The sequence below is a fragment of the Georgenia subflava genome, from assembly GCF_009193155.1.
Lineage (GTDB): Bacteria > Actinomycetota > Actinomycetes > Actinomycetales > Actinomycetaceae > Georgenia > Georgenia subflava.
The window spans coordinates 514,714-538,624 of the sequence record NZ_VUKD01000002.1; the positions used below are offsets into that span (position 1 = coordinate 514,714).

The 23,911-nt window shown below is 72.9% G+C and carries 18 protein-coding genes; 10 read left to right on the top strand and 8 right to left on the bottom strand.

What is annotated here, in order from left to right:
* Positions 1-664 precede the first annotated feature (664 nt).
* Together GD748_RS19865 and GD748_RS08900 are read left to right on the top strand one after the other, a co-directional pair.
* On the top strand, positions 665-1,717 hold the full coding sequence (locus GD748_RS19865) for a S1C family serine protease (protein ID WP_226921020.1): 1,053 nt from the start codon (positions 665-667) through the stop codon (positions 1,715-1,717).
* Between the two features lie 106 nt (positions 1,718-1,823).
* Complete coding sequence (locus tag GD748_RS08900; RefSeq protein WP_152194816.1) at positions 1,824-2,546, top strand: twin-arginine translocase TatA/TatE family subunit; 723 nt, start codon at positions 1,824-1,826, stop codon at positions 2,544-2,546.
* A gap of 107 nt (positions 2,547-2,653) precedes the next feature.
* Here GD748_RS08900 and GD748_RS08905 read toward each other — a convergent pair whose 3' ends face one another.
* The 4 genes from GD748_RS08905 to GD748_RS08920 form a co-directional block, all read right to left on the bottom strand.
* Complete coding sequence (locus GD748_RS08905) at positions 2,654-3,502, bottom strand: aminoglycoside phosphotransferase family protein (RefSeq protein ID WP_226921022.1); 849 nt, start codon at positions 3,500-3,502, stop codon at positions 2,654-2,656.
* 220 nt (positions 3,503-3,722) lie between these two features.
* Positions 3,723-4,856 (bottom strand): P-loop NTPase, encoded by a 1,134-nt coding sequence (locus GD748_RS08910; RefSeq protein ID WP_152194817.1) that lies wholly within the window; start codon positions 4,854-4,856, stop codon positions 3,723-3,725.
* On the bottom strand, positions 4,853-5,446 hold the full coding sequence (locus tag GD748_RS08915; protein WP_152194818.1) for a DUF1003 domain-containing protein: 594 nt from the start codon (positions 5,444-5,446) through the stop codon (positions 4,853-4,855). The genes GD748_RS08910 and GD748_RS08915 overlap by 4 nt, the downstream gene beginning before the upstream one ends.
* Entirely contained in the window at positions 5,439-6,740 is a 1,302-nt protein-coding gene (locus GD748_RS08920) for a magnesium transporter MgtE N-terminal domain-containing protein (protein WP_226921025.1), read from the bottom strand. The genes GD748_RS08915 and GD748_RS08920 overlap by 8 nt, the downstream gene beginning before the upstream one ends.
* A gap of 223 nt (positions 6,741-6,963) precedes the next feature.
* Here GD748_RS08920 and GD748_RS08925 point away from each other — a divergent pair, with 223 nt between their 5' ends.
* The 4 genes from GD748_RS08925 (at position 6,964) to GD748_RS08940 (ending at position 11,140) form a co-directional block, all read left to right on the top strand.
* Entirely contained in the window at positions 6,964-7,770 is an 807-nt protein-coding gene (locus GD748_RS08925) for a general stress protein (RefSeq protein ID WP_193312889.1), read from the top strand.
* 2 nt (positions 7,771-7,772) lie between these two features.
* Complete coding sequence (locus GD748_RS08930) at positions 7,773-8,618, top strand: sugar phosphate isomerase/epimerase family protein (RefSeq protein WP_152195075.1); 846 nt, start codon at positions 7,773-7,775, stop codon at positions 8,616-8,618.
* 681 nt (positions 8,619-9,299) lie between these two features.
* Positions 9,300-10,991 carry a sodium:solute symporter family protein gene (locus tag GD748_RS08935; protein WP_152194820.1) on the top strand — a complete coding sequence of 564 codons (1,692 nt, stop codon included), beginning with the start codon at positions 9,300-9,302 and terminating at the stop codon, positions 10,989-10,991.
* Positions 10,992-11,008: 17 nt separating this feature from the next.
* Positions 11,009-11,140, top strand: a complete 132-nt coding sequence (locus tag GD748_RS08940) for a putative transporter small subunit (protein WP_152194821.1) — start codon at positions 11,009-11,011, stop codon at positions 11,138-11,140.
* Positions 11,141-11,433: 293 nt separating this feature from the next.
* Here GD748_RS08940 and GD748_RS08950 read toward each other — a convergent pair whose 3' ends face one another.
* On the bottom strand, positions 11,434-12,969 hold the full coding sequence (locus GD748_RS08950; protein WP_152194822.1) for an aminopeptidase P family protein: 1,536 nt from the start codon (positions 12,967-12,969) through the stop codon (positions 11,434-11,436).
* 131 nt (positions 12,970-13,100) lie between these two features.
* Here GD748_RS08950 and GD748_RS08955 point away from each other — a divergent pair, with 131 nt between their 5' ends.
* Entirely contained in the window at positions 13,101-13,958 is an 858-nt protein-coding gene (locus tag GD748_RS08955) for a PHP domain-containing protein (RefSeq protein WP_152194823.1), read from the top strand.
* Positions 13,955-14,578, top strand: coding sequence for a MarC family protein (locus tag GD748_RS08960; RefSeq protein WP_152194824.1), 624 nt, complete (start codon positions 13,955-13,957; stop codon positions 14,576-14,578). Before GD748_RS08955 ends, GD748_RS08960 begins: the two co-directional genes overlap by 4 nt.
* A gap of 4 nt (positions 14,579-14,582) precedes the next feature.
* Here the strand turns inward: GD748_RS08960 and GD748_RS08965 are convergent, their stop codons facing one another.
* Together GD748_RS08965 and GD748_RS08970 are read right to left on the bottom strand one after the other, a co-directional pair.
* Positions 14,583-19,460: an NAD-glutamate dehydrogenase gene (locus tag GD748_RS08965; protein ID WP_152194825.1), complete on the bottom strand. Its 4,878-nt coding sequence runs from the start codon at positions 19,458-19,460 to the stop codon at positions 14,583-14,585.
* 222 nt (positions 19,461-19,682) lie between these two features.
* On the bottom strand, positions 19,683-21,281 hold the full coding sequence (locus GD748_RS08970) for a DEAD/DEAH box helicase (RefSeq protein ID WP_152194826.1): 1,599 nt from the start codon (positions 21,279-21,281) through the stop codon (positions 19,683-19,685).
* Between the two features lie 269 nt (positions 21,282-21,550).
* Between GD748_RS08970 and GD748_RS08975 the strand changes: the two genes are divergently transcribed.
* On the top strand, positions 21,551-22,216 hold the full coding sequence (locus tag GD748_RS08975) for a ferritin-like fold-containing protein (protein ID WP_152194827.1): 666 nt from the start codon (positions 21,551-21,553) through the stop codon (positions 22,214-22,216).
* 64 nt (positions 22,217-22,280) lie between these two features.
* Here the strand turns inward: GD748_RS08975 and GD748_RS08980 are convergent, their stop codons facing one another.
* Positions 22,281-22,505, bottom strand: a complete 225-nt coding sequence (locus tag GD748_RS08980) for a DUF3107 domain-containing protein (RefSeq protein WP_152194828.1) — start codon at positions 22,503-22,505, stop codon at positions 22,281-22,283.
* Between the two features lie 325 nt (positions 22,506-22,830).
* Here GD748_RS08980 and GD748_RS08985 point away from each other — a divergent pair, with 325 nt between their 5' ends.
* Entirely contained in the window at positions 22,831-23,757 is a 927-nt protein-coding gene (locus GD748_RS08985; RefSeq protein ID WP_152194829.1) for a DUF3152 domain-containing protein, read from the top strand.
* The last annotated feature ends 154 nt before the right edge of the window (positions 23,758-23,911 follow it).

A 23,911-nucleotide genomic window follows, 5' to 3' on the forward strand; every position in this document is an offset into this window, starting at 1 on the left:
GGCCGCCGGCCCCGGCACGGCGGCCACCACTCCGGCCCCCTACGCGACGCACCCTTATCCGCCGCACGGCGCCCAGCCCTCGGCGGGGTCACCGGTAGGTGCTACGCACCCGTACCCGTCGCACACCGCGCAGGGCACCGCTGTGCCGTCGGAGCCCACGACGCAGCCGTACCCGACGCGGCAGGCGTCGAGCGGTTCTCCGTCGACGCAGCCGTACCCGCAGCACGGACCGGGCGGGTTTCCGTCGACGCAGCCGTACCCGACGCACCAGGCGTCGACCGGCTCTCCGTCGACGCAGCCGTACCCCCAGCAGGGACCAGGCGGCTCTCCGTCGACACAGTCGCGCCCGCAGCGTCACGCCCCGGCCGACGGGCCCTCGACTCAGCCGGCGCATGGCGACGAGTCGGGCGGTATTCCGTGGCCCGGGCGGGCGTCCGAGGTCGAGCAGTCGCACTGGGCGCCGCTGGGCGGAGCGCCGCGCAGCGCACCCTCGCCTGGACCGTCCGAGCCTCCCGTCGGTCAGGACACGGCGGTCCTTCCCGCCGGCCCGCGACCGGCCTCCGGCGACCGGCTTGAGGACCTGCTCGCCGCAGGTGCCGCAGATGATGCGCCCCGCAGCCGCACCGCCCGTCGAGGTCTCGGTGCCGGCGTCGTCGCGCTGCTCATGCTCGTATCCCTGCTCCTCGGCGTGCTGGTCGGCGGCCTCGGCGCGCGATCGTTCTTCGTGGTCGGGCAGGACGGCGGCACATCGACGCTCCCGGTCTCCGCCGGGGCCGGCGCCCGGGCGCCGGACTCCGTGGCCGGCATCGCCGAGGCGGTCCTCCCGTCGACCGTCTACATCCAGGCGGGTGGCAACGGCCAGGCGAGCTCCGGCAGCGGGATGGTGCTTCGCGAGGACGGCTACATCGTCACGAACAACCACGTCATCGAGCCGGCGGCGGACGGCGGCCGGCTCGTCGTCGGCTTCGCCGACGGTACGGAGGAGGAGGCGGAGATCGTCGGGCGCACGCCGGACTACGACCTCGCCGTGCTCAAGGTCGACCGCACCGGGCTCGAGCCCCTCGTCCTCGCCGACTCCACGACCATCGCCGTGGGCGACCCCGTCGTCGCGATCGGCGCACCGCTCGGGCTGGAGGGGACGGTGACCTCGGGCATCATCAGCGCTCTCAACCGCCCGGTGCGGGCCGGGTCCGCGGGCCCGAGCACGTTCATCAACGCCATCCAGACCGACGCGGCGATCAACCCGGGCAACTCAGGTGGACCTCTCGTCGACGCCGGCGGACAGGTCGTCGGGATCAACACCGCCATCGCCCAGGCCTCCGGCGCGGGCCAGGCGACCGGCAGCATCGGTCTCGGCTTCGCGATCCCCGCCAACCAGGTGCGCCGCACCACCGACCAGATCATCGCCACCGGTGAGGCCACCTACCCGGTCATCGGGGTCGCCCTCGACACCCGCTACGGCGGCGAGGGCGTCAAGGTTCTCGACGAGGACCTCGACGACACACCGGCGGTCACGCCTGACGGCCCGGGCGACGTCGCCGGGATCCGCCCGGGCGACGTGATCGTCAGCATCGACGGCCGTCCCGTCACCGACCCGGACGAGCTCATCGTCGCCGTGCGCTCCAAGGCGCCCGGCGAAGAGGTCGTCCTGGGCGTCCGGCGCGGCGGCTCGGTCGAGGAGGTCACGGTGGTCCTTGGCGAGAACAGCTCGGGCTGACCGGCAGCGGACGGGCCCGGCAGCCGGCCGACCGACGGGGCCGGCCGGTGTCCAGTGGACAGGATGGACGGTCACCCGGGTCCGGCGGTCGCCCTATCCTGTTCGGATGGTGGGGATCAACGGTGGCGAGCTCGTGGTGCTGCTCGTGCTCGCGTTCCTGCTCATCGGCCCCGAACGGCTCCCCGAGCTGGCCCAGCAGCTGGGCCGCCTCACCCGCGAGCTGAAGAAGCTCGCCACAGGTGCCAAGGAGAAGGTCAAGGAGGAGCTGGGGCCCGACGTCGGCGACCTGTCCGTCTTCGACCCCCGCCAGTACGACCCGCGCCGCATCGTGCGCGAGGCGCTGATGGACGACGACGAGCCGCAGCCGGCCAGACCGCCCGCGGCGCGGCGGCGTCCACCACCGCGGACGTCACCTGCACCCCGCGCGGCAGCGTCGGCGACCGGCGCGGGTCCGGTCGCGGCTGCAGCGCCCGGCGCAGCGGGAGCGGTCGGCGCGACCGCGGCTTCCGGATCGGCCTCGGCTGTCACGGCTGCCGGAACGGCCGCGGCCGCGGGATCGGCGGCGACTGCCGGATCGGCCTCGGCCGTCACGGCTGCTGGATCGGCGGCGGACCAGGTCCAGGCGCAGGTCGGTGCAGCCCCGACCGGCGGTCGGATCGCCGGGAACGGCCTCGCCGACCCGGCCGAGCTCGTCGCACGCGCGCGGGCCGGAACGACGACCGCGACCGACGCGGACGACGACGGTCACGACGCCTCCGAGGCCGGAGCCGACGACGGCCCTGAGCAGGAGGCGGTCTACGTGGTGCCGTTCGACGACGAGGCCACGTAGGTCCTGCCGCCTACGGGCGGCCCGGTCCGCCAGCATGCCGCAGCCGCAGCCGCAGCCGCAGCCGCAGCCGCAGCCGCAGCCGCAGCCGCAGCCGCAGCCGCAGCCGACTAGGCGTCGGCCAGCGCCTCGTCGATCATTCGATGACCCTGTTCCTCGAAGGGCTCGTTCCCGACCTGGTAGGCCCAGACGGCGGTGCTGATCGCCTCTCGGATGCGGGCACGCCGCCAGGCGGCCGGATCACGCGGGTCCTTGCCGTAGCCCTCGAGGAACGCGGCCTCGAGCGTCGGGTGATCGCGGAACTGTTGCGCGGAGAGCCGAGTGAGGTCGGTGAAGGCTGGCCGCAGGTCCGCCCGGCCGAAGTCGATCGCGCTCACGATCCCTTCCTGTACCAGCCAGTTGCGGGGCTGCCAGTCGCCGTGGGTCGGCACCACGATGCTCGGCGGCGTGGGCCAGGACTCGACGACCTCACGAAGACGCTGCGCCGTGCCGTCGCCGATGCGATGCGGCTTGTCGAGCCAGAGGAGAGCCTTCCTCTTCTCATGAGCCTCGAACTCGTCGTGATCCGCCGCCAGCTGTCCGTGGAGCTGTGCCAGCAGCGCGCCGGCCTGACGGTAGGTCTCGGGTAGCTGCTCGTAGGTGGTGCCCTGCACCAGTTCACCCGGCAGGTAGCAGGTCACGAGGAGCTTCGCGTCGGTGTCCGCATGCACAAGGCGAGGAACCTTCGCACGTGAAGCCAATGGTGCCAACCACTGTCGATGCGCACGGATCTCACGCGCGAGGTGGTGGTCCTTCGCATCGCCGGCCTTCGCGATGTACCGCCTGCCGTCGTGTGACAGCTCGAGCACAGTGGTGCCGACCAGTCCCCAGCTGTGGTCGTTCTGAACCTCGGCTCCAGGGAGCCATCCGTCCAACAGGTCACGCTGGCGTCGGCTGAGGTGATCGATCGGAGAGGACACGCGACGAGGATAGGGATGCTGGCGGCTGACCCCATGGCGGCGCCCCGTGCTACTCGGCGGGCGACCCGTGCAAAGGCCGCGCCCGTTGTGGACTGTGACGACTCGAGCCGTCTTGGAGGTTTTCGCACAGCGCGGGCAGGGTCACCGGCGGTTACGGCGGCCAGCAGAGACGACCCGAGAGCTGCCCGCTCGTCAACGGCGGATCAGCACTCGCCCGGCGTCAGCCGCCGATCGGGCTGATGCCGAGCGAGCGTCCGGCGAGGCCGCGGGCCCGCCGGGAGAGCGAGCGGGACAGGGACCGCAGCGCCTCGGCCGCCGGGCTCGTCGTGTCGCGGAGGACCAGCGGCTCCCCGGAGTCGCCGCCCTCGCGCAGGTCGACCTCGATCGGCACCTGGGCCAGCAGCGGCACGTCGTACCCGAGGGCCTTGCCGAGCTCGGTGGAGACCCGCTCGCCCCCGCCCGTGCCGAAGAGGTCCACGCGGGAACCGTCCGCCTGCTCGAGCCACGACATGTTCTCCACCACGCCGACGACCTTCTGGTGCGTCTGCTCGGCGATGACACCGGCGCGCTGCGCCACCTCGGCAGCCGCGACCTGGGGCGTGGTGACCACGAGGATCTCGGAGTTCGGGAGCATCTGCGCCACCGAGATCGCGATGTCGCCCGTACCCGGGGGCAGGTCCAGGAGCAGGACGTCCAGATCCCCCCAGAAGACGTCGGCGAGGAACTGCTGCAGGGCGCGGTGCAGCATGGGGCCACGCCACACGACGGGGCGGCCGTCCTGGGTGAACATGCCGATCGAGATGACCTTCACGTCGTGCGCGACGGGCGGGAGGATCATGTCGTCGACCTTGGTCGGCGGGTAGGTCACGCCGAGCATGCGGGGGATCGAGAAGCCGTAGATGTCGGCGTCGACGACGCCGACCTTCAGCCCGTCGGCGGCCATGGCGGCGGCAAGGTTGGCGGTCACCGAGGACTTGCCCACACCGCCCTTGCCGGAGGTCACGGCGTAGACGCGGGTGAGTGAGCCGGGCTGGGCGAAGGGGATGACCGGCTCGGCCGCCCCGCCCCGGAGCTGGCTCCGGAGCGCCTTGCGCTGCTCCTCGGTCATCACCCCCATCTCGACCTGGACGCCGGCGACCCCCTCGAGGGACCCGACGGCGTTGGTCACGTCGCGTGTGATGGTGTCCTTCAGCGGGCAGCCCGCCGTCGTGAGGTCGATCCCGACCACCACCACGCCACCGGGTTGCACCTCCACCGACCGGACCATGTTCAGCTCGGTGATGGGGCGACGGATCTCGGGGTCCATGACATTGCCGAGCTCGGTCTGCACGGCCTCGACGGTGGGAGCGCTCATGCCTCCATCGTAGGTGGCGTGCGCGAGGGGCCGTCTGTGTCCTGCGTCGCACCCCCGGCGGCGCGTTCCGCCATGGCCGCGAGCTCGAGCTCGAGCTCGCGGATGCGTTCGTCGCGCTCCTCCACGATGTCCTCGAGCAGGCCGCGCAGCTCCGAGCGCACGAAGTCGCGGGTGGCGACCTCGCCGAGCAGCAGCCGCACCGCCGCCATCTCCCGGGCGAGGTACTCCGTGTCGGCGAGGTTGCGCTCGGCGCGCTGGCGGTCCTGCTCGGCGCTGACCCGGTCCCGGTCGGTCTGGCGGTTCTGCGCGAGGAGGATCAGCGGTGAGGAGTACGACGCCTGCAGCGAGAGCATCAGGGTCAGCGCCGTGAAGCCCAGTGCGGCGGAGTCGAACTGCAGGTCGGCGGGCCCGAAGCTGTTCCACAGCAGCCACGCGGCGCAGAAGATCGTCAGGTAGAGCAGGAACCGGGGCGTGCCCATGAACCTGGCGATGCCCTCGGAGAAGCGGCCGAAGAACTCGGGGTCCAGGCGGGGGCGGCGCGGGAACCAGCGCCGCTTCGCCGCCAGCGGGGTGTCGAGGCGCTCAGCCATGCGCGCTCCTTGTCATGGCCTCGTCGGTGACGTCGTCGTCGGCGTCGCGCCAGTCGGTGGGCAGCAGGTGGTCCAGGACGTCGTCGACGGAGATCGCACCGACCAGGCGGCCGCCCTCGTCGACCACCGGCAGCGCGGTGAGGTTGTAGGTGGCGAGCAGCCTGGTCACCTTGCCGATGTCGTCCTTCGGCAGGACGGCGTCGATGTCCTTGTCGAGCAGGGCGCCGATGAGCTCGTGGGGCGGCTCGCGCAGGGCGCGCTGGAGATGGACGACGCCGAGGAGCTTGCCCGTGGGGGTCTCCAGCGGCGGGCGCACCACGAAGACCATCGCCGCCAGGGCCGGGGTGACGTCCTGCCGCCGGGCGTGCGCGAGCGCCGTGGCGACGGTGGCCTCGGGCGGGAGGATCAGCGGCTCGGTCGTCATCAGACCGCCGGCGGTGTGCTCGTCGTAGGCGAGGAGCCGGCGCACGTCCTCGGCCTCCTCGGGCTCCATCCGCTCGAGCAGCTCGGTCGCCTTCGCGGTCGGCAGCTCGGAGACCAGGTCGGCGGCGTCGTCGGGCTGCATGGCGTCCAGCACGTCAGCGGCCCGCTCGACGTCCAGGCCGGAGACGATCGAGACACGGTCCTCCTCACCGAGCTCCTCCAGGACGTCGGCGAGACGCTCGTCGTCGAGCTCGGCGGCCACCTCGAGCCGCCGGGTGTCGGACAGGTCGTGCAGGACGTCGGCGAGGTCGGCGGGCTTGAGGTCCTCCAGCGTCGCGAGAAGCGCGGTGGCGCCCTGCTGCTCGGGGGTGCCGGCCAGGCCGAGCACATCGGTGACGTCCACGACGAGCGCCTCGCCGCGACGCAGCCCGAGGCCGCCCCGGCCGGAGGAACGGCGGACGAAGAGCTTGGTGACGAGCCAGTCACGGTTGCGCTGCTGCTCGATCGCGACGTCCTCGACGACGGCGGAGCCAGAGCCGTCGCGCATGGTCACGTGCCGGTCCAGCAGCTCGGCGACGACGAGGGTCTCGGTTGCCCGCTGGGCGAAACGGCGGATGTTGACGAGCCCGGTGGTGATGACGGCACCGGCGTCGATCGCCGTCACCCGGGTCAGCGGTACGAACACCCGACGCTTGGAGGAGACCTCGACCACCAGGCCAACCGCCCGAGGAGCGCCCTTGACCGGCACCAGGACGACCACGTCGTGGACGCGCCCCACCTGGTCACCGAGAGGGTCGAAGACCGCGGTGCCCTTGAGCCGGGCGACGTAGACGCGGCTGGACGTGCCGGGCCGGGCGGTGGGGGTGCTCACGGCCGCCAGCCTAGGACAGCCCTGGGGCCGCGCCACGTAGGACCCGTTCGACATCGGGGTGAGGGGCAGCTTGGTGGGGCAAGCTCGGTGTCGAGGCGCGGGCCGTGTGGGGCGGCTCGGTGCCGGAGCAGCGGGGGCCGCGTGGGGCCGGCTCGCTGCCGGAGCTGCGGGGGCCGCGTTGGCCCGCTTGGCGCTGGAGCGCCGGGGAGAGGAGGATCGGGGTATGTCATTGACCGGCAAGCCGTCGAGCGTGTCCCTGCCAACCTTGCCCACGGGGGTGGAGGTGGCGTCCTACACCACCTACCTGGAGGCCCAGCAGGCGGTGGACCACCTCTCGGACAAGGCGTTCCCCGTCCAGAAGGTGACCATCGTCGGCACCGACCTGCTGCTCGTCGAGCGGATCACCGGGCGCCTGACCTACGCGCGGGTGGCCGGCGCGGGAGCGATGAGCGGTGCGTGGTTCGGGCTGATGATCGCCCTGCTGTTCTGGCTCTTCACGCCGAACGGCGACTTCCCGATCCTCGCCGGCGTGCTCATCGGTGCGGCCTTCGGCATCTTGTTCGCGGTCGTCTCCTACGCCTTCACCGGGGGCAAGCGCGACTTCACCTCCACCAGCCAGGTCGTCGCGAGCCGATACGCCATCCTGTGCGACCCGGAGCACGCCGGGCAGGCCCGCCAGGTCCTCACCGAGGGAGGTCGCCACGGCCAGGTCAGGCCCCGGGCGAGCGCCGGTGCGCCGCAGCAGAACCCGTACGCGGCACCGCCCCAGAGCGGCTACGGCGCGCCGCAGGCCCCGCCCGTCGCCTCGCGGCCCCCGGCCGGCCCGGTACCCGGCGGCACGTCCGCGCAGGATGAGCCGACGGACCGGCGCGGGGAGTCGGGCCCGAGCCAGTTCGGCTCGCGCGCGGACGAGCGGCCCCGCTACGGCGTACGCCTGGACGACGTCGACCGCGACCGTGCCGCGCCCGATCGACGCGACCACGCCGACCCCGGCCGAGAAGGGGCGGACGGCACCACGGGACGCGAGTGACAGTGGGTATTCCGGTCGGCCTGTCGACCTCGTCGGTGTACCCGGGCGGCGTCACCCGGACCTTCGAGCTGGCGAAGGAGCTCGGGTACGACGGCGTGGAGGTCATGGTCCTGCGCGAGCCGGACAGCCAGGACGAGCGACGGCTGCGCGAGCTGTCCGACGAGTACGGCCTGCCCGTGCTGGCCATCCACGCCCCGACGCTGCTGCTGACCCAGGGAGTCTGGGGAAACGACCCCTGGGACAAGATCGACCGGGCCACCGAGCTCGCCCACGACGTCGGGGCCGGGGTGGTCGTGCTGCACCCCCCGTTCCGCTGGCAGCGCTCCTACGCCGAGCATTTCGTCGGTGCCATCGCCGAGCGGGAACGGCTGGACGGGATGAGGCTCGCGGTCGAGAACATGTTCCCGTGGCGCGCCGCCACGAAGCGACGCGAGCGGGAGATGCAGGCCTACCTGCCCGGCTGGGACCCGCTCGAGCACGACTACCGCTCGGTGACCCTGGACCTGTCCCACACAGCCACCGCCGGGCTCGACCACGATGCTGCGCTCGCGATGGCGGACGAGCTCGGTCCGCGCCTGGCGCACCTGCACCTGGCCGACGGCACCAGCAACTTCAAGGACGAGCACATGGTGCCCGGCCGGGGCGACCAGCCCTGTGCTGAGGTGCTGCACATGCTCGGCTCGCAGGGCTTCGCCGGGTCGGTGGTGGTGGAGATCAACACCCGGAAGATGTCCGAGGTGGGCCGCCGTGCCGCTGTGGCGGACTCGCTGAGCTTCGCCCGCGAGCACCTCGCCATCGGTGAGCGGCAGCACACGTACCCCTCGACGCAGACTCCCGAGGACGGCTGAGGCACCCGAACGCTGGCCCCGAGGACGGGTGAAGCGCCACTCGAGAAACGCGGACACTCGAGGACGGCTGAAGGCGACGCTCGAGGAACGCGGACACTCGAGGACGGCTGAGGCGACACCCCAGGAATGCAGGCCCGAGGACGGCTGGGGCGTGCGGTCGTCCATACCCGCACCTATAGCTCGAAGTCGGCCGTCTCAGCAGCACGCTTCGACGCGAACAGCAGGTATGGACGTGACCTGCGGCCCTGCCGCCGCCAGGGTGCCGCGGGGCCGTCCGTCCGGCCCGGGTCGGCCCTGTGGTATGTTCCTTGACGTTCTGCAGGGCAAGGGCACACCAAGTGCCGAGGGTCTGCTGACCATCTCCCGTCCGACGGGTGGTGCGACGCGGCCCGCCGGACCGCAGACCTGTGGTCCGTTCTCCGCCCCGGTGACCACTCCCGGGCGGGGCTGCACCTGCGACGAGCAGCTACCGGACGGTGCGACGCCGACGACGAGGGCAGCCATGCTGCCGCCCGCGTCGCCGGCGTGACCTCGTCCGGACGGTCGTGAGCGACCGAGCTGCATGGCGCCGGATCCCCGGCGCACGGCGGGTGCCCCCGCGCGTCATCGCGCGCCGTGGGGCCGTCGGAGGGCCTTGACGCGCCCTCGTCCGCCGCGGCCAGTGACGAGAAAGAAGGACGTATGGACGGGCTTGAGCTCGCTCAGCTGGGCGGCATCGCCGTCGTGGCACTGCTGGTGCTGTTCTACGGGGGCACCTTCGTGATGTCGGCGCTCATCGGGAAGAAGGACGAGGACGCCGACGCCTACATGACCGCCGGCAACAAGGTCGGCTTCGGTGTGTCCGCCGCCAGCATGACGGCCACCTGGATCTGGGCGTCGTCGATGTACGCGTCCGCGACGTCGGGCTACACCTACGGCATCTCCGGGCCCATCCACTACGGGCTCTGGGGCGCCCTGATGATCCTGTTCATCTACCCCTTCGGCAGGCGCATCCGCGCCGTGGCCCCCAAGGCGCACACCCTCGCCGAGGTCATGTACGCCCGGCACGGCCGTTCGAGCCAGCTCATGCTGGCCGGCTCCAACGTGGTGGGCTCGGTCATCTCGCTCATGTCCAACTTCATCGCCGGCGGCGCGCTCATCGCCCTGCTGTCGCCGTTCAACTTCATCCAGGGTGTGCTCGCCGTCGCCGTCGGGGTGCTGCTCTACACCCTGTGGTCCGGCTTCCGCGCCTCCACCCTGACCGACTTCACGCAGGTCATGGCCATGCTGGGCGCCGTCGCGATCCTCGTCCCGGCCATCTTCTTCGCGGCCGACTTCCCGACGGTCTTCACCACCGGCGCGGACAACCTCACAGCAGAGCAGGGCAACTTCTTCTCCTCGGAGGCGTTCCTCAAGCAGGGCGCCCCCTACATCGCCGCCGTTCTCGCCTACGCCATCGGCAACCAGACCATCGCACAGCGGCTCTTCGCCGTGCGCGAGGACCTCATCAAGCCGACGTTCATCACCGCCACCATCGGCTACGGCGCGATGGTCATCGGGGTCGGCATGCTCGGTGTGCTTGCCCTGTACCTGGGCATCGAGCCCATGGGCGGCGACCCCAACAACCTCGTGCCGCAGATGGCGGCCACCTACCTGCCGCCGGTCCTGCTCGCGGTCTTCTTCATCATGATCATCGGGGCGCTGTCCTCGACGGCCGACTCCGACCTCTCCGCCCTCTCCTCGATCATGATGGCCGACATCTACGGCCAGAACGTCGCCGGCCGGGGCGAGGCCAATCCCCGCACCATGCTGCTCGTCGGCCGCGTCACGATGATCGTCGCAACAGCCCTGGCGGTGGCGTTCGCGAGCCTGCAGCTGAGCATCCTCGACCTGCTCGTGTTCGTCGGGGCGCTGTGGGGTGCGCTCGTCTTCCCGGTGATCGCGAGCTTCTACTGGGAGAAGGTCACCAACAAGGCCTTCACCACAGCTGTCGTCGCGGCGCTCGCCGTCTTCCTCCCGGTGCGCTTCGGGCTGGTCCCGCTCGACGGCGGGCTCGGCATCGTCGTCGACGTGCTCTCGGTCATCGGTATCGGCGTGGTGCTCGGCCTGATGAGCTTCGGCTTCTTCGGGCTGAAGGTCGCCAAGGTCGTGGCAGTGGTCGCCGCCGTGGCGTCCGCACCGTTCGTCATCGGGTTCCTGCACGACTACACGACCCTCAGCGCGTCCCTGGTGGCGTACGCCGTCTCCACGGTCGTCTGCTACGCGATGTCCGCGCGCAGCGAGGAGAACTTCGACTTCGCCCTCATCAAGCAGCGGGTCGGCGACTTCGACGACACCGCCGAGACGACGGTCGAGACCGTCGCCGCCGCCCGCGCCACCGACCCGCGTCCCTGAACCGAAGGAGCAGTCCCATGCAGACCCTGATCCTCACCGGCTACGTCCTCATGTGGCCGGTCATCGTCGCCGTCGTCATGTACGTCATCGCCCGCGGCTTCTTCAAGGACTGGGCACAGGCCCGTCGCGAGGGTCGCGACCTCATCTGAGCGGCACCCCAGAACGGGGAAGTGCAGCACCCAGAACGGGGAAGATCACCGGCTCGCGCGAGGCGGTGACCTTCCCCGTTGTGGTGCGGCGCCCGTCCGTGGTCGGCGCCCGGCCGTGGTGCAGCGTCCGGCCGTGGTGCGGCGCCCGGCCGTGGTGCAGCGTCCGGCCGTGGTGCGGCGCCCGGCCGTGGTGCAGCGTCCGGCCGTGGTGCGGCGCCCGGCCGTGGTGCGCGTCCGGTCGTGGTGCGGCGCCCGCCGGTGATGCGGCGTCGCGGCGGGGCCCGCCCGGTGCCTCAGCCGCGGAGGTCGGCCATCCAGGTCTCGATCTCGTCCGGGGTGCGGGGGAGCGCGGCGGAGAGGTTCTCCACCGAGCCGTCCGGTCGGACGAGGATGTCGTCCTCGATCCGAACCGCGATGCCGCGCAGCTCCTGGGGCACCTTGAGGTCGTCCGCACGGAAGTACAGGCCCGGCTCGATCGTGAAGATCATCCCCGGCTCGAGCTCGGCGTCGAGGTACATCTCGCGGCGGGCCTGCGCACAGTCGTGGACGTCCAGCCCGAGATGGTGGCTGGTCCCGTGCACCATCCAGCGGCGGTGGTACTGCCCCTCCGGGTCGAGCGACTCCTCGGCCGTGCCGGGCAGCATGCCCCAGTCGGCGAGGCGGGCCGCGATGACCTCCATCGCTGCGGCGTGCAGGTCCTTGAACTTCACCCCGGGCTCGCCCGCGCGCACGAAGGCGGCGTCGGCCGCTTCGAGGACGGCGTCGTAGACCCGGCGCTGGGCGTCGGTGAACACGCCGTCGACCGGGAGCGTGCGGGTGATGTCGGCGGTGTAGAGGGAGTCGACCTCCACCCCGGCGTCGACCAGGACCAGCTCGCCCGCGCGAACCGCGCCGTCGTTGCCGATCCAGTGCAGCGTGTTGCCGTGGTTGCCGGCCGCGGCGATCGTGTCGTACCCGACGCCGTTGCCCTCCTCGCGGGCGCGGGCGCCGAACGCGCCCTCGATGACCCGCTCGCCCCGGTGGTGGGCCACCGCCCGCGGCAAGGACCGCACGATGTCCTCGAAGCCGCGGGCGGTCGCCGCGACGGCCTCGCGGACCTGGCCGATCTCGTAGTCGTCCTTGCGCAGGCGCAGCTCGGACAGCGCCTCGGCGAGCGCGGCGTCCGCCTCCGCGGCCCCGGCGGTGAGCCCGGCCTGCTCGCGCACCCTGCCGACCTGCTCCTCGACGGCGGAGTCGGCCTGGGGCACGACGCGCACCTGGACCTGCCCGGCGCCGACATCCTTGGCCAGGGCGTCGCCGAGGGAGTCGATGTGCTCGGCCCGCAGCCCGGTGACGGCCGAGACCTCGGCCAGCGAGGGGCGCTCACCGACCCAGAGCTCGCCGTAGCGCGAGTCGGCGTAGAACTCCTCGGTGTCCTTCCCGGCCCGGGGCCGGAAGTACAGCACCGCCTCGTGGGTAGCGCCGTCGTCGCTGCCGCCGGCGTCCTCGACCGGGTGCAGGACGAGGACGGAGTCCGGCTCCTCGTCTGTGCCGAGCCCGGTCAGGTGCGCGAAGGCGGAGTGCGGCCGGAACCGGTAGTCGGTGTCGTTGCTGCGCACCACCAGCTGCCCGGCCGGGACCACCAGCCGCTCGCCCGGGAAGAGCCGGCCCAGAGCGGCCCGGCGCCCGGCGGCATGGTCGGCGGCGCCGGAGCGCTGGGGCTCGCCCGCGGTCCGCGGGCCCCAGCCGTCGGCGATGAAGGCGCGGAACGCCTGGCTGCTGGGTCGCTGGGAGCGGTTGGAGCCACGGTCGGTCAGGGGCTGCTCGGAGTCACCGGCGGGATCTGTCATGCCGGCAATGATCGCACCTCGGACCCCGCCGGCCCAGGCGGCCGTCGAGCCCTGCGACCGGACCGCCTGCCCGCCCGGGTCACCCGGCCGGTGGTGCTGCGGCCCCGCTGGGAGGCCGTACCCTGGCCCGTGTGCCAGCAGATGAGACGCGGATCGACCCGCACACGCACTCCGCGGTCTCCGACGGCACCGACTCCCCGGCCGGCGTCCTGCGTGCCGCGGCCGCCGCGGGAGTCGACGTCGTCGGCCTGACCGACCACGACACGGTGCGCGGCTGGGACGAGGCGGCGGCCGCCGTCCCCGAGACCGGCGTCGCGCTGCTGCGCGGGGCCGAGATCTCCTGCCAGTCGCGCGGCATCTCGGTGCACCTGCTCAGCTTCCTGCACGACCCGGACGAGCCCGTCCTCGCCGCCGAGATGGAGCGCTCGCGCGCCTCGCGCACCGACCGGGCACGACAGATGGTCGAGCGGATCGCCGAGGACCACCCCATCACCTGGGAGCTGGTGCGCGCCCAGGCGGCCGACGGCGCCACGCTCGGCCGCCCGCACATCGCGGACGCGCTCGTCGCCGCCGGGGTGATGCCGGACCGGTCGGCCTGCTTCGAGACGATCCTCTCCGTCCGCGGGCCCTACTACGTTCCCTACCACGCCCCCGACGCCGTCGAGGCGGTCGCGATGGTCCGCGCGGCCGGCGGGGTGCCGGTGATGGCGCACCCGCGCGCCGGTGTGCGCGGCCGGGTCGTCGGCGACCACGTCATCGAGGCGATGGCCAGGGCCGGGCTCGCCGCCCTGGAGATCGACCACCGCGACCACACCGCCGAGGCGCGGTCCGAGCTGGCTGCGCTGGCGGGCCGCCTGGGGCTGGCACGCACCGGGTCCAGCGACTACCACGGGGCGGGCAAGCCGAACCGGCTGGGGGAGCACACCACGACGACGGCCGTGCTGGAGATGATCGAGAGCGAGGGGTACCTGCCCGTGGTCCGACCGTGAACGAGGTTCTCGACCTCACGCTGATGTCGACGACGTTCTTCACGCTGTTCGTCATCATGGACCCGCCGGGGACGGTCCCGGTCTTCCTCGCGCTGACCTCGACGATGACCGCGCGCCAGCGCCGGACCGCGGCGCTGCAGGCCACCTCGGTGGCCTTCGGCGTGATCCTGGTCTTCACGCTATTCGGTCAGTACATACTGGGCTTCCTGCACATCTCGGTCCCGGCGCTGCAGCTCTCCGGGGGCCTGCTGCTGCTCCTGGTGGCCATGGAGCTCCTCACCGGGAAGTCGGAGGAGCCCAGACCGTCGGGGTCCGGTGTCAACGTCGCGCTCGTGCCGCTCGGCACCCCGCTGCTCGCGGGCCCCGGTGCGATCGTGGCCGCGATGCTCGCCGTGGAGAACTCCGACGGCTCCTTCGCCGACTGGGCTGCGATCGGCGTCGCCCTCGTGGCCATCCACGTGGTGCTGTTCCTCGTCATGCGCTTCGCCGGCATCATCCACCGGGTGCTCGGCGACGGCGGCACCACCCTGGTCACCCGGCTCGCCGGCCTGCTCCTCGCCGCGATCGCCGTCCAGCTGATGGCCGACGCCGTCTTCGCCTTCATCGACGCCGAGAGCTGACGCCTCAGCCGCGCCCGGCCGGGTCGGTGCCCATGGACCCGAGGCGGACCACGCCGCGGAGCTCACGGAGGGCGACGGACAGGGGCGCCAGCCCGGCGGTCTCCAGCTGGTCGATCTCGGCCAGGGCCTGGCGCACGGGCTCCACGACCGGCCGCCGGGCGTCCGTCCACGCCCTGAGCCGGTCCGCGCCGTCGTCCGCCGGTCCCGCCGTCGCCAGGACGGTCCCGGTCAGGGAGCCCAGGACGGAGTAGAGGTCGTCCCGCGCCGCGCCGCGGGCGAGGGTGTCCCAGCGGCCCTCGCGGGGCAGCTGCTCGACGAGGCGGAACAGCCTGTCGATGCCGAAGTGCTCCGACGTCGCGAAGTACAGGTCGCCGACCTCTCGGACGGAGCGGCCGGTCCCGTCGGCGAGCTCGACGATGTCGAGCACGGAGAACAGGTCCAGCAGGGCCGCCGTGCGTGCGGCGAGCTCGGCCGGCACCCCAGCCCGCTCGTACTCGTGGACCTGAGCGCGCAGCCGCTCGAGCTCGGCACCGCGCAGCACCTGCTCCATCGGCGCGAACTCGGCCACCGCCGGGCCGAAGCGGGCGATCTCGGCGCCGACGTCGAGCTCGGGGCGGTTGCGCACGAACCAGCGCACCGCCCGGTCGAGCAGCCGGCGGAAGGCCAGGTACAGGCTCGACTGGACGTCGGTGGGCACCGCGTTGTCCAGGGCCTCGACGTCGTGCACGAAGCCGGCGAGGTCGAAGATCTCCCGGCAGACGACGAAGGCGCGCGTGACGTGCTCGGCGCTCGCGCCCGTCTCCTCCATCGCGCGGTACACGAACGTGATGCCGCCCCGGTTGACGACCGAGCCGGCGACGGAGTTCACGACGATGTCGCGCCGCAGCGGGTGCTCGCCCACGTCCGCCGCCCACGCCTCGCGCAGCGCCGGCGGGAAGTACTCGGTCAGGGTGCGGCCGAACCACGGGTCGTCGGGCAGGCCGGACCGGATCAGGTCCGCCTTGAGAGCGAGCTTGGAGTAGGCGACCAGGACGGCGAACTCGGGGGAGGTCAGGCCGCGCCCGTCCTCGGCGCGCTGGGCGCACTCGGTGTCCGTGGGCAGGAACTCCAGCTCACGGTCGAGCTCCCCACGCTCCTCCAGCCACGCCATCAGCCGCTGGTGCGCGCCGAGCATGTCGCGCTCCTGCGCGCGGGCGTTGCCCAGCAGCACGTTCTGCTCGTAATTCTGCCGCAGCACCTTGGTGGCCACGTCCTCGGTCATCGAGGCGAGCAGCTCGTTGCGGTCCGCCACGCTCAACCGGTCCGACCGGACGGCGGCGCCCAGGAGGATCTTGATGTTCACCTCGTAGTCCGAGCTGTCCACACCGCCGGAGTTGTCGATGGCGTCGGTGTTGATGCGCACCCCGGCCAGGGCCGCCTCGACCCGGCCACGCTGGCTCACCCCCAGGTTGCCGCCCTCGCCGACCACCCGGCAGCGCAGGTCAGCGCCGTCGACCCGGACGGCGTCGTTGGCCCGGTCGCCGATCTCGGCGTGCGACTCCGTCGAGGCCTTGACGTAGGTGCCGATCCCGCCGTTCCAGAGCAGGTCGACGTCGGCGGTCAGGATCGCCCGCATCAGCTCGGCGGGCGTCAGCTTCTCCACGCCCGGGTCCAGCCCGAGACGCTCGCGCACCTGCGGCGAGATCGGCACCGACTTGGCCGAGCGGGCATAGACCCCGCCGCCGGGGCTGATCAGCTCGGGGTCGTAGTCCTCCCACGACGAGCGCGGCAGCTCGAAGAGGCGACGCCGCTCGGCGTAGGAGCGGGCAGGGTCCGGGTCCGGGTCGAGGAACACGTGCCGGTGGTCGAAGGCGCCGACGAGGCTGATGTGCTCCGAGAGCAGCATGCCGTTGCCGAACACGTCGCCGCTCATGTCGCCCACGCCGACGACCGTGAAGTCCTCGGTCTGCGTGTCCGTGCCGAGCTCGCGGAAGTGCCGCTTGACGGACTCCCACGCACCGCGCGCGGTGATACCCATCTTCTTGTGGTCGTACCCGGTCGAGCCGCCGGAGGCGAAGGCGTCGTCGAGCCAGAAGCCGTGCGCCTGGGAGACCGCGTTCGCGACGTCGGAGAACGCGGCGGTGCCCTTGTCGGCGGCGACCACGAGGTACGGGTCGTCGCCGTCGTGGCGCACCACCCGCTCGGGCGGGACGACCTCGCCGGCGGCCCGGTTGTCGGTGACGTCCAGCATCGAGCCGACGAAGAGCTCGTACGCGGCCGTGCCCTCGGCCAGCCACGCCTCGCGGTCGGACGGGTCGGGAAGCTGCTTGGCGACGAACCCGCCCTTGGAGCCGGTGGGGACGATGACGGCGTTCTTGACCATCTGCGCCTTGACCAGGCCGAGCACCTCGGTGCGGAAGTCCTCGCGGCGGTCGGACCAGCGCAGGCCGCCGCGGGCCACCGGGCCGAACCGCAGGTGCACGCCCTCGACGCGCGGGGAGGCGACGAAGATCTCGAACGCGGGGCGCGGTCTCGGCAGGTCGGGCATGGCCTGCGGGTCGAGCTTGAGGGTGACGGTCGGCGGGTGCTCGCCGTCGGCGGTGCGCTGGTAGAAGTTCGTGCGCAGGGTGGCCCGGACCACCGCGAGGAGGGCGCGCACGATGCGGTCGTGGTCGAGGTTGGCCACCTCGTCCAGCGCGGTGTCGATGTCCTGCGCCAGCGACTCCTCGGCCTCCTCACGCTCCGGTGACACCGTGCCGCCGGCACGGTCCGGGTCGAACCGGGCCTCGAAGAGCTCGACCAGCAGCCGCGTGGTGCCGAGGTTCTCGCGCAGCGCGGCCTCGACGTACTCGCGGGAGAACACGGAGCCGGTCTGGCGCAGGTACGCCGCTAGCGTGCGCAGGATCGTGACCTGCCGCCAGGTCAGCCCGGCCAGGAGCACCAGCGCGTTGAAGCCGTCGCTCTCCGCGGCGCCGTCGCGCACGGCCGCGAAGGTGTCCTGGAACCTGTCGCGCGCGTCCGTCCCGCCCCAGGCCTCCTCGGTCGGCGCGCGCAGGCCGAAGTCGTAGACGTGGGCGACCGGGCCGTCGCCCGCCCGCAGCTCGTAGGGGCGCTCGTCGGTCACCTCGACACCGAGGTGGTGGAAGACGGGGAGCACGGCGCTGAGCGTGAGCGGGCGCAGGGCGTAGACCTTCAGGCGGCGCTCACCGGCGGCGGCGTCCGCGCTGCGGTACAGGTTCAGCCGCAGCGCGCCGGGTGTCAGGGCGCCGAGGTGCGTAAGGTCGTCCGCCGCGACGTCGGGGTCGAAGTCCTCCTTGTACCCCTCGGGCAGGGTCTGGCCGAAGCGCGCGAGCAGCTCGGCGGCCGCGGACTCGTCGAACCGTTCCCGCACGGAGACCGCGAGGTCCTCGGTCCAGCTGCGGGTGGCCGCGGCCAGACGCTGCTCGAGCGCGGCGACGTCGACCTCGGGGACCTGCTCGCCGGGGGCGACCCGGACGACCAGGTGGAGCTGTGCGAGCGCGGACTCCGAGAGGAGGGTGTTGTGCTCGACGGCGACCCCGCCGAACGCCTCGCGCAGGATCGCCTCCACCCGGGAGTGCGCCGCGATGCTGTACCGCTCCCGCGGCAGGTAGACCAGGCAGGAGACGAAGCGGCCGTAGACCTCGGTCCGGAGGAACAGCCGGGTGCGGGGACGCTCGCGCAGGTGCACCACGGCGGTGGCCACCTCGGTGAGCGACTCGACGGTGGTGGTGAAGAGCTCGTCGCGGGGGTAGTCCTCCAGGACGCCGAGCAGGTCCTTGCCGAGGTGGCTGCCCGGGGCGAAGCCGCTGGCCGCCATGACGGCGGCGACCTTGTCCGCGACGAAGGGCACCTGGGTCACGGAGGAGCGGTAGGACCCGGCGGTGAAGAGCCCCAGGAAGCGTCGCTCGCCGACGACCACGCCGTCGTCGTCGAAGGTCTTGACCCCGACGTAGTCGAGGTAGAGGGGACGGTGCACGCTCGAGCGCGAGTTCGCCTTGGTGATGATGACGAGCCGCGGCTCGCGCGCCTTGCGCGCCGCGCGGCCCGGCAGCGGCGTGGACCGTGGCGGGCGGGAGGAGTCGGCGCGCAGGAGCCCGAGGCCGGACTCGGGCAGCGGCTCGAGGACGGTCTCGGCGGCGTCGGTGCCCGGATCGGTGAGGCGGTACTCGCGGTAGCCGAGGAAGACGAACTGGCCGTCGGCGAGCCAGTGCAGCAGAGCCTGGGCCCGCTCGACCTCGGGGGCCGACAGCCCGGCGGGCGGGCAGGCGTCCAGCTCGGCGGCGATCCCGGTGGCACGCTCGACCATCGGCCGGAAGTCCTCGACGGCGATGCGCACGTCGGTCAGCACCCGGGTGAGCTCGGCGACGATGCTCGCGTGCTGGTCGGGGTCGTGCTCCAGGCCGACCTGGAGGTGCACCCACGACTCGACCAGGACGCCCGGGTCCTCCGGGACGTCGGCCGGGTCGGCGTCGAGGACCTCGACGAGCTCGCCGTCGGTGTCCCGGCGCACGGCGAGCTGGGGGTGGACGAGCAGGGTGGCGGTGCGGCCCTGGCGGGCCAGCTCGGCCGTGATCGAGTCGATGAGGAACGGCATGTCGTCGGTGACGATCTCCACGACGGTGCGTCCGGTGGCCCAGCCGTCCCCCGCCTCGGTCGGGGTGAAGGCCCGCACCGTCGCGGTGCCGGCGTCGCGCCGCTGGGCGGTTCGCCACTGGGAGCGGGCTGCGCCCAGGAGGTCGGCCGGCTGCTGGCTGAGCAGGTCCTCGGTCATGACGTCCCGGTAGAACAGGCGGAGCAGGCGTCCGGCCTCCGGGGACTCGCTCAGCCCGGCGGCGGCGTCGAGGTGCTCGGAACGGGGGACGTCGACGACTTCGCTGGTCATGACCTGCCTGTCTTCTCGAGGTGCCGCGCGGGTGACGGCCGCTGCCGGCCCGCCACCGGCTGTGGCGGCGGTCCGGACCTCACCCTGCCAGTCACGTCCTCGAGTGTGCCACCGCACACGTCGCCTCGCTCCCGTCCCCGGACGCCACGAAACGCGCGGCCCCGGACGCCACGAAGGCCCGGCCGTGGCGGCCGGGCCTTCGTGCGGGTCGTGAGCTGGGGGTCAGCCCTGCGCGCCCTCGGTGGGTGCGCCCTCGGCGGGCTTGCCGCCCCGGGTGCGGCGACGGCTGCGCGAGCGGCGGGGACGCTCGTCGGCGTCCGGGCGGGCACCCTCGTGCTGCCGGCCGCCCTCGCGGCGGCCGGAGCCCCGGCCGCCGTCGCGGCCACCACGGCCGCGGTCACCGCCGCGCGGGCGGTCGGCGTGGCGCTTGCCGGTCTCCCCGAGGTCCTCGATCTGCTCGGCGGCGAGGCCGGCGCGGGTCCGCGCACCGCGCGGCAGGCGCCCGGTCGTGCCCTCGGGGATGCTCAGGTCGGCGTAGAGGTGCGGGGAGGTGTGGTAGGTCTCCACCGGCTCCGGCGCACCCAGGTTGAGGGCCTTGTTGATCAGCGACCAGCGGGGCATGTCGTCCCAATCGACGAACGTCACGGCGGTGCCGGCGTTGCCCGCGCGGCCGGTGCGGCCGATGCGGTGCAGGTAGATCTTCTCGTCCTCGGGGCACTGGTAGTTGACCACGTGCGTGACGTCGTCGACGTCGATGCCTCGGGCCGCGACGTCGGTGGCGACCAGGACGTCGACCTTGCCGGAGCGGAAGGCGCGCAGCGCCTGCTCGCGGGCGCCCTGGCCGAGGTCGCCGTGGATCGCCGCCGAGGCGAAGCCGCGCTCGGCCAGGTCCTCGGCCACGCGCGCGGCGGTCCGCTTGGTCCGGGTGAAGACGATGGTCAGGCCCCGGCCCTCGGCCTGGAGGATCCGGGCGAGCATCTCGACCTTGTTCAGGGCGTGCGCCCGGTAGACCACCTGGCGGGTGTTCTTCACCGTCGCGCCCTGGTCGTCCGGGTCCTGCGCGCGGATGTGCGTCGGGCGGGACATGTAGCGGCGGGCCATGGCCACGACGGCACCGGGCATGGTCGCGGAGAACAGCATGGTGTGGCGGGTGGCCGGGGTGCGCGAGAGCAGCGTCTCGACGTCGGGCAGGAAGCCCAGGTCGAGCATCTCGTCGGCCTCGTCGAGCACGACGGTGCGCACGTGGCCGAGGTCGAGGATGTGCTGCTTGAGCAGGTCGATCATGCGGCCGGGCGTGCCGACGACGACCTCGGCGCCGGCGTTCAGCGCCTCGATCTGCGGCTCGTACGCGCGGCCGCCGTAGACCTGCACCACCCGGATGCTGCGCCGGCGTGCGGCGGTGGTGAGGTCGTCGGCGACCTGCTTGGCGAGCTCGCGGGTCGGGACGATCACGAGGGCCTGCGGCTTGCCGGTCGCGTCGAGCTCGGCCCAGCCGGCCTCGTCGGGACCGACGACGTTCTGCAGCAGCGGGATGCCGAAGCCGAGGGTCTTGCCGGTGCCGGTCTTGGCCTGGCCGATGATGTCGTGGCGGCCCAGCGCCACCGGCAGGGTGAGGGCCTGGATCGGGAACGGGTGCGTGATGCCGACGTCCCGCAGGGCCTCGACGATGGCGTCCTCGACGCCGAAGTCGGCGAAGGACTTCTCCTCGAGGTGGGTGAGGTCGGCGTCGTCGGCGGTGATGTCGGGGGTGACCTCGTCGACGACGACGGCGGTCGGGCCCTCGACGGCGTCGAGCACGCCGGAGGTGGTGTGGTCAGTCATGTGTGCCTTGTCGTTCGTGGCGCGCGGCGCACCGCACCGCACCGGCGTGGCCGGGGTGGGTCGACGTCGCACCTGCTCGTGGCAGCCGATCGTGATCATGTCGCGCCGCCGAGAGGCGGCTCAGGTTCTGGCTTCTACGAGACGACCGGGCAACCGTGTACCTCTCAAGGGTACCGCGTCGCCCTCGCCCCGGGCAGGGGCGGGTACGTGGGGGCCGTCACTGCCCGGCGTCCCCGTGCGCCCGGGCGGGGCGGCTCTACGCTGGGGCGATGCCTCCGAGCTCCGAGACCGTGCCCGTCGCAGCGCCCGCCGTCGTCGAGCTCCTCGGTCTGCATGCCCGGGTCCAGCTCGCGGCGTTCACCCAGCTCGCCGGCGACGCGTGGCACGCCCCCGACCTGCCCGGGCAGGTGACGCTGGCGCGGATGGCGGCGGGGGAGCTGGCGCCCCTGGACCAGCTCGAGCGTCACGTGCGTGAGCTCGACGCCGACCTCTATGCGGTGATGGACGGGTACACCGGCCTCCTCGGAGACCTCGACGTGCGCACGCCGCCGGGCGACTGGTCGGAGCGGCTGGTGCGGACGTACGTCGTCTACGGCATGCTCGCCGACCTCCAGCGCGCGCTGACGGTGGGCCTGGGGCCGACGACCGCAGAGGTCGTGGCGGAGGTCCTCGCGGACAACGGCTACGCCGACTTCGTGGTGGCCGTGCTAGGGCCGGTGGTGGCCCAGGACCCGCAGCTCGGCGCGCGGCTGGGACTGTGGGGCCGGCGCGTGGTCGGCGAGGCGCTCGGGATCGTCCAGCGGGTGCTGGCCGACCACCCGCTGCTGGTCACCTTCCTCGCCGAGAGCGAGACCGGTGACGACGTCGACCGGCTGCGCAACCAGCTCGCCGGCGGGCACGCCCGGCGGATGGAACGCCTCGCACTGAAGTCCTGACGGGTCGGGGCACGCTCGCGCGCGGGCCCCGACGAGCCGCGCGGGCCCGACGAGCGCGGCCTCCTCAGACGAGGCCGAACCCGACCCGGCGCTGCTCGGTGGGACCGAGCTCGACGTAGCCGAGGGCGCCGGACGGAACGACGACGTGGCGGCCCTTCTCGTCCTCGAGCACCAGAGACGTGCCGTCGGCGAGGGCCTTGTCCACCGCTGCGAGCACCTCGTCGGGGTTCTGGGTGGACTCCAGGGTGAGCTCGCGCGAGACGTTCCGGACGCCGATGGTGATCTCCACAGTTTCCTCCTGTACGTGGTGACGGTCCGGACGGTGCCCGCTCGGGCGCCGGACGGACCGGGGTGCTGCTCCCCATCGTAGGTGCCGCCGCCGACAGTGCGCTGCCCGGTCCGCGTCCACGACCGGCGCCAGACCGGTGGTGCCGGACCAACGGTGCCCGGACCGGTGGTGCCGGACCAGCGGTGCCAGGCCGGCGGTGCCGGACCAGCGGTGCCGGACCAGCGGTGCCGGACCGGCGGTGCCGGACCGGCGGTGCCGGACCAGCGGTGCCGGACCAGCGGTGCCGGACCGGCCGTGCCAAGCCAGCGGTGCCAGAATGGAGGGCGTGCGTGTCCGTGACGACCTCCCGCTGGCCCTCGCCCTGGTGGGCGTGCTCGCCGGCGTCCTCGTCGCGACCCCGGGCGCGGCGACGGAGAGCCCGGCGCCGGTGGTCGGTCCGGACACGCAGACCTCCGTCCGGGCGGTACCGGGCCCGGTCCGGGAGGGCGATGGTGCCGATCGCCAGTCGGACGGCGACCGGCTCGACCGCGGCGAGGACGACGGCGACGACGGCGACCGGTCCGACGGCGACGCGGACGACGGCGACCCGTCCGACGTCGCTGCCGACCTCACCACCCCCGAGCTCGCCGGGATCGGGCTGCCCTGGCTCGCGAGCACCCTGGACTCGCTCGCGGCCGTGGAGCGCGGGCGCGCCGGACTCACCGGTCCGACGGTGCCCGCGAGTGCGTCCGGGGAGCTGATCACGGTCCCCGGGTCCCAGGACGCGCCGCGCGAGGCGGCGACGGTCCGTCAGGTCCGGGTCCAGGTCGAGGACGGTCTCCCGGTCGACGCGGAGGTCTTCGCGGACTTCGTGATGGGGGTCCTCAACGACCGTCGCGGGTGGGGCCACGACGACTCGGTGGCGTTCGCGCGCACCGACCAGCCCGTCGCGATCTCGGTGGTCCTGGCCTCCGGCGCCCTGACCGACACCCTGTGCGCCCCGCTGCGGACCCTCGGTGAGTACTCCTGCGGCCGCAACCAGCGCGCGGTGCTCAACGCCGAGCGCTGGTCCGACGGTGCCGAGCCCTTCCTCGGCGGCGGGGGCACCCTCACCGAGTACCGGCAGTACCTCGTTAACCACGAGGTCGGTCACCTGCTGGGCCGTCCCCATACCGGCTGTCCAGCCGAGGGCGAGACAGCCCCGGTGATGCTCCAGCAGTCCCTGCGGATGGAGGGCTGCGTGCCCAACGCGTGGCCGGACGCCGAGCACTGACCCACCCCGCCGGACGGCTCGTCGCGCACTGCGTGTGGGCTGTGCTCCGCGACCGAGCCTTGTGCCCGGCGACCGAGCCTTGTGCGCTCTGCGGCGAGCCACGCGTTCGGCCAAACGCCCTGAAGGGTTCGTACCGATATATCCGGTACGCACC

Excerpts from the sequence above, each read along its gene's own strand:
- GD748_RS08900 (WP_152194816.1), top strand. The coding sequence starts at position 1,824 with ATGGTGGGGATCAACGGTGGCGAGCTCGTGGTGCTGCTCGTGCTCGCG.
- GD748_RS19865 (WP_226921020.1), top strand. The coding sequence starts at position 665 with ATGCTCGTATCCCTGCTCCTCGGCGTGCTGGTCGGCGGCCTCGGCGCG.
- GD748_RS08970 (WP_152194826.1), bottom strand. The coding sequence starts at position 21,281 with ATGACTGACCACACCACCTCCGGCGTGCTCGACGCCGTCGAGGGCCCG.
- GD748_RS08975 (WP_152194827.1), top strand. The coding sequence starts at position 21,551 with ATGCCTCCGAGCTCCGAGACCGTGCCCGTCGCAGCGCCCGCCGTCGTC.
- GD748_RS08910 (WP_152194817.1), bottom strand. The coding sequence starts at position 4,856 with ATGAGCGCTCCCACCGTCGAGGCCGTGCAGACCGAGCTCGGCAATGTC.
- GD748_RS08940 (WP_152194821.1), top strand. The coding sequence starts at position 11,009 with ATGCAGACCCTGATCCTCACCGGCTACGTCCTCATGTGGCCGGTCATC.
- GD748_RS08950 (WP_152194822.1), bottom strand. The coding sequence starts at position 12,969 with ATGACAGATCCCGCCGGTGACTCCGAGCAGCCCCTGACCGACCGTGGC.
- GD748_RS08915 (WP_152194818.1), bottom strand. The coding sequence starts at position 5,446 with ATGGCTGAGCGCCTCGACACCCCGCTGGCGGCGAAGCGGCGCTGGTTC.
- GD748_RS08925 (WP_193312889.1), top strand. The coding sequence starts at position 6,964 with ATGTCATTGACCGGCAAGCCGTCGAGCGTGTCCCTGCCAACCTTGCCC.
- GD748_RS08965 (WP_152194825.1), bottom strand. The coding sequence starts at position 19,460 with ATGACCAGCGAAGTCGTCGACGTCCCCCGTTCCGAGCACCTCGACGCC.
- GD748_RS08935 (WP_152194820.1), top strand. The coding sequence starts at position 9,300 with ATGGACGGGCTTGAGCTCGCTCAGCTGGGCGGCATCGCCGTCGTGGCA.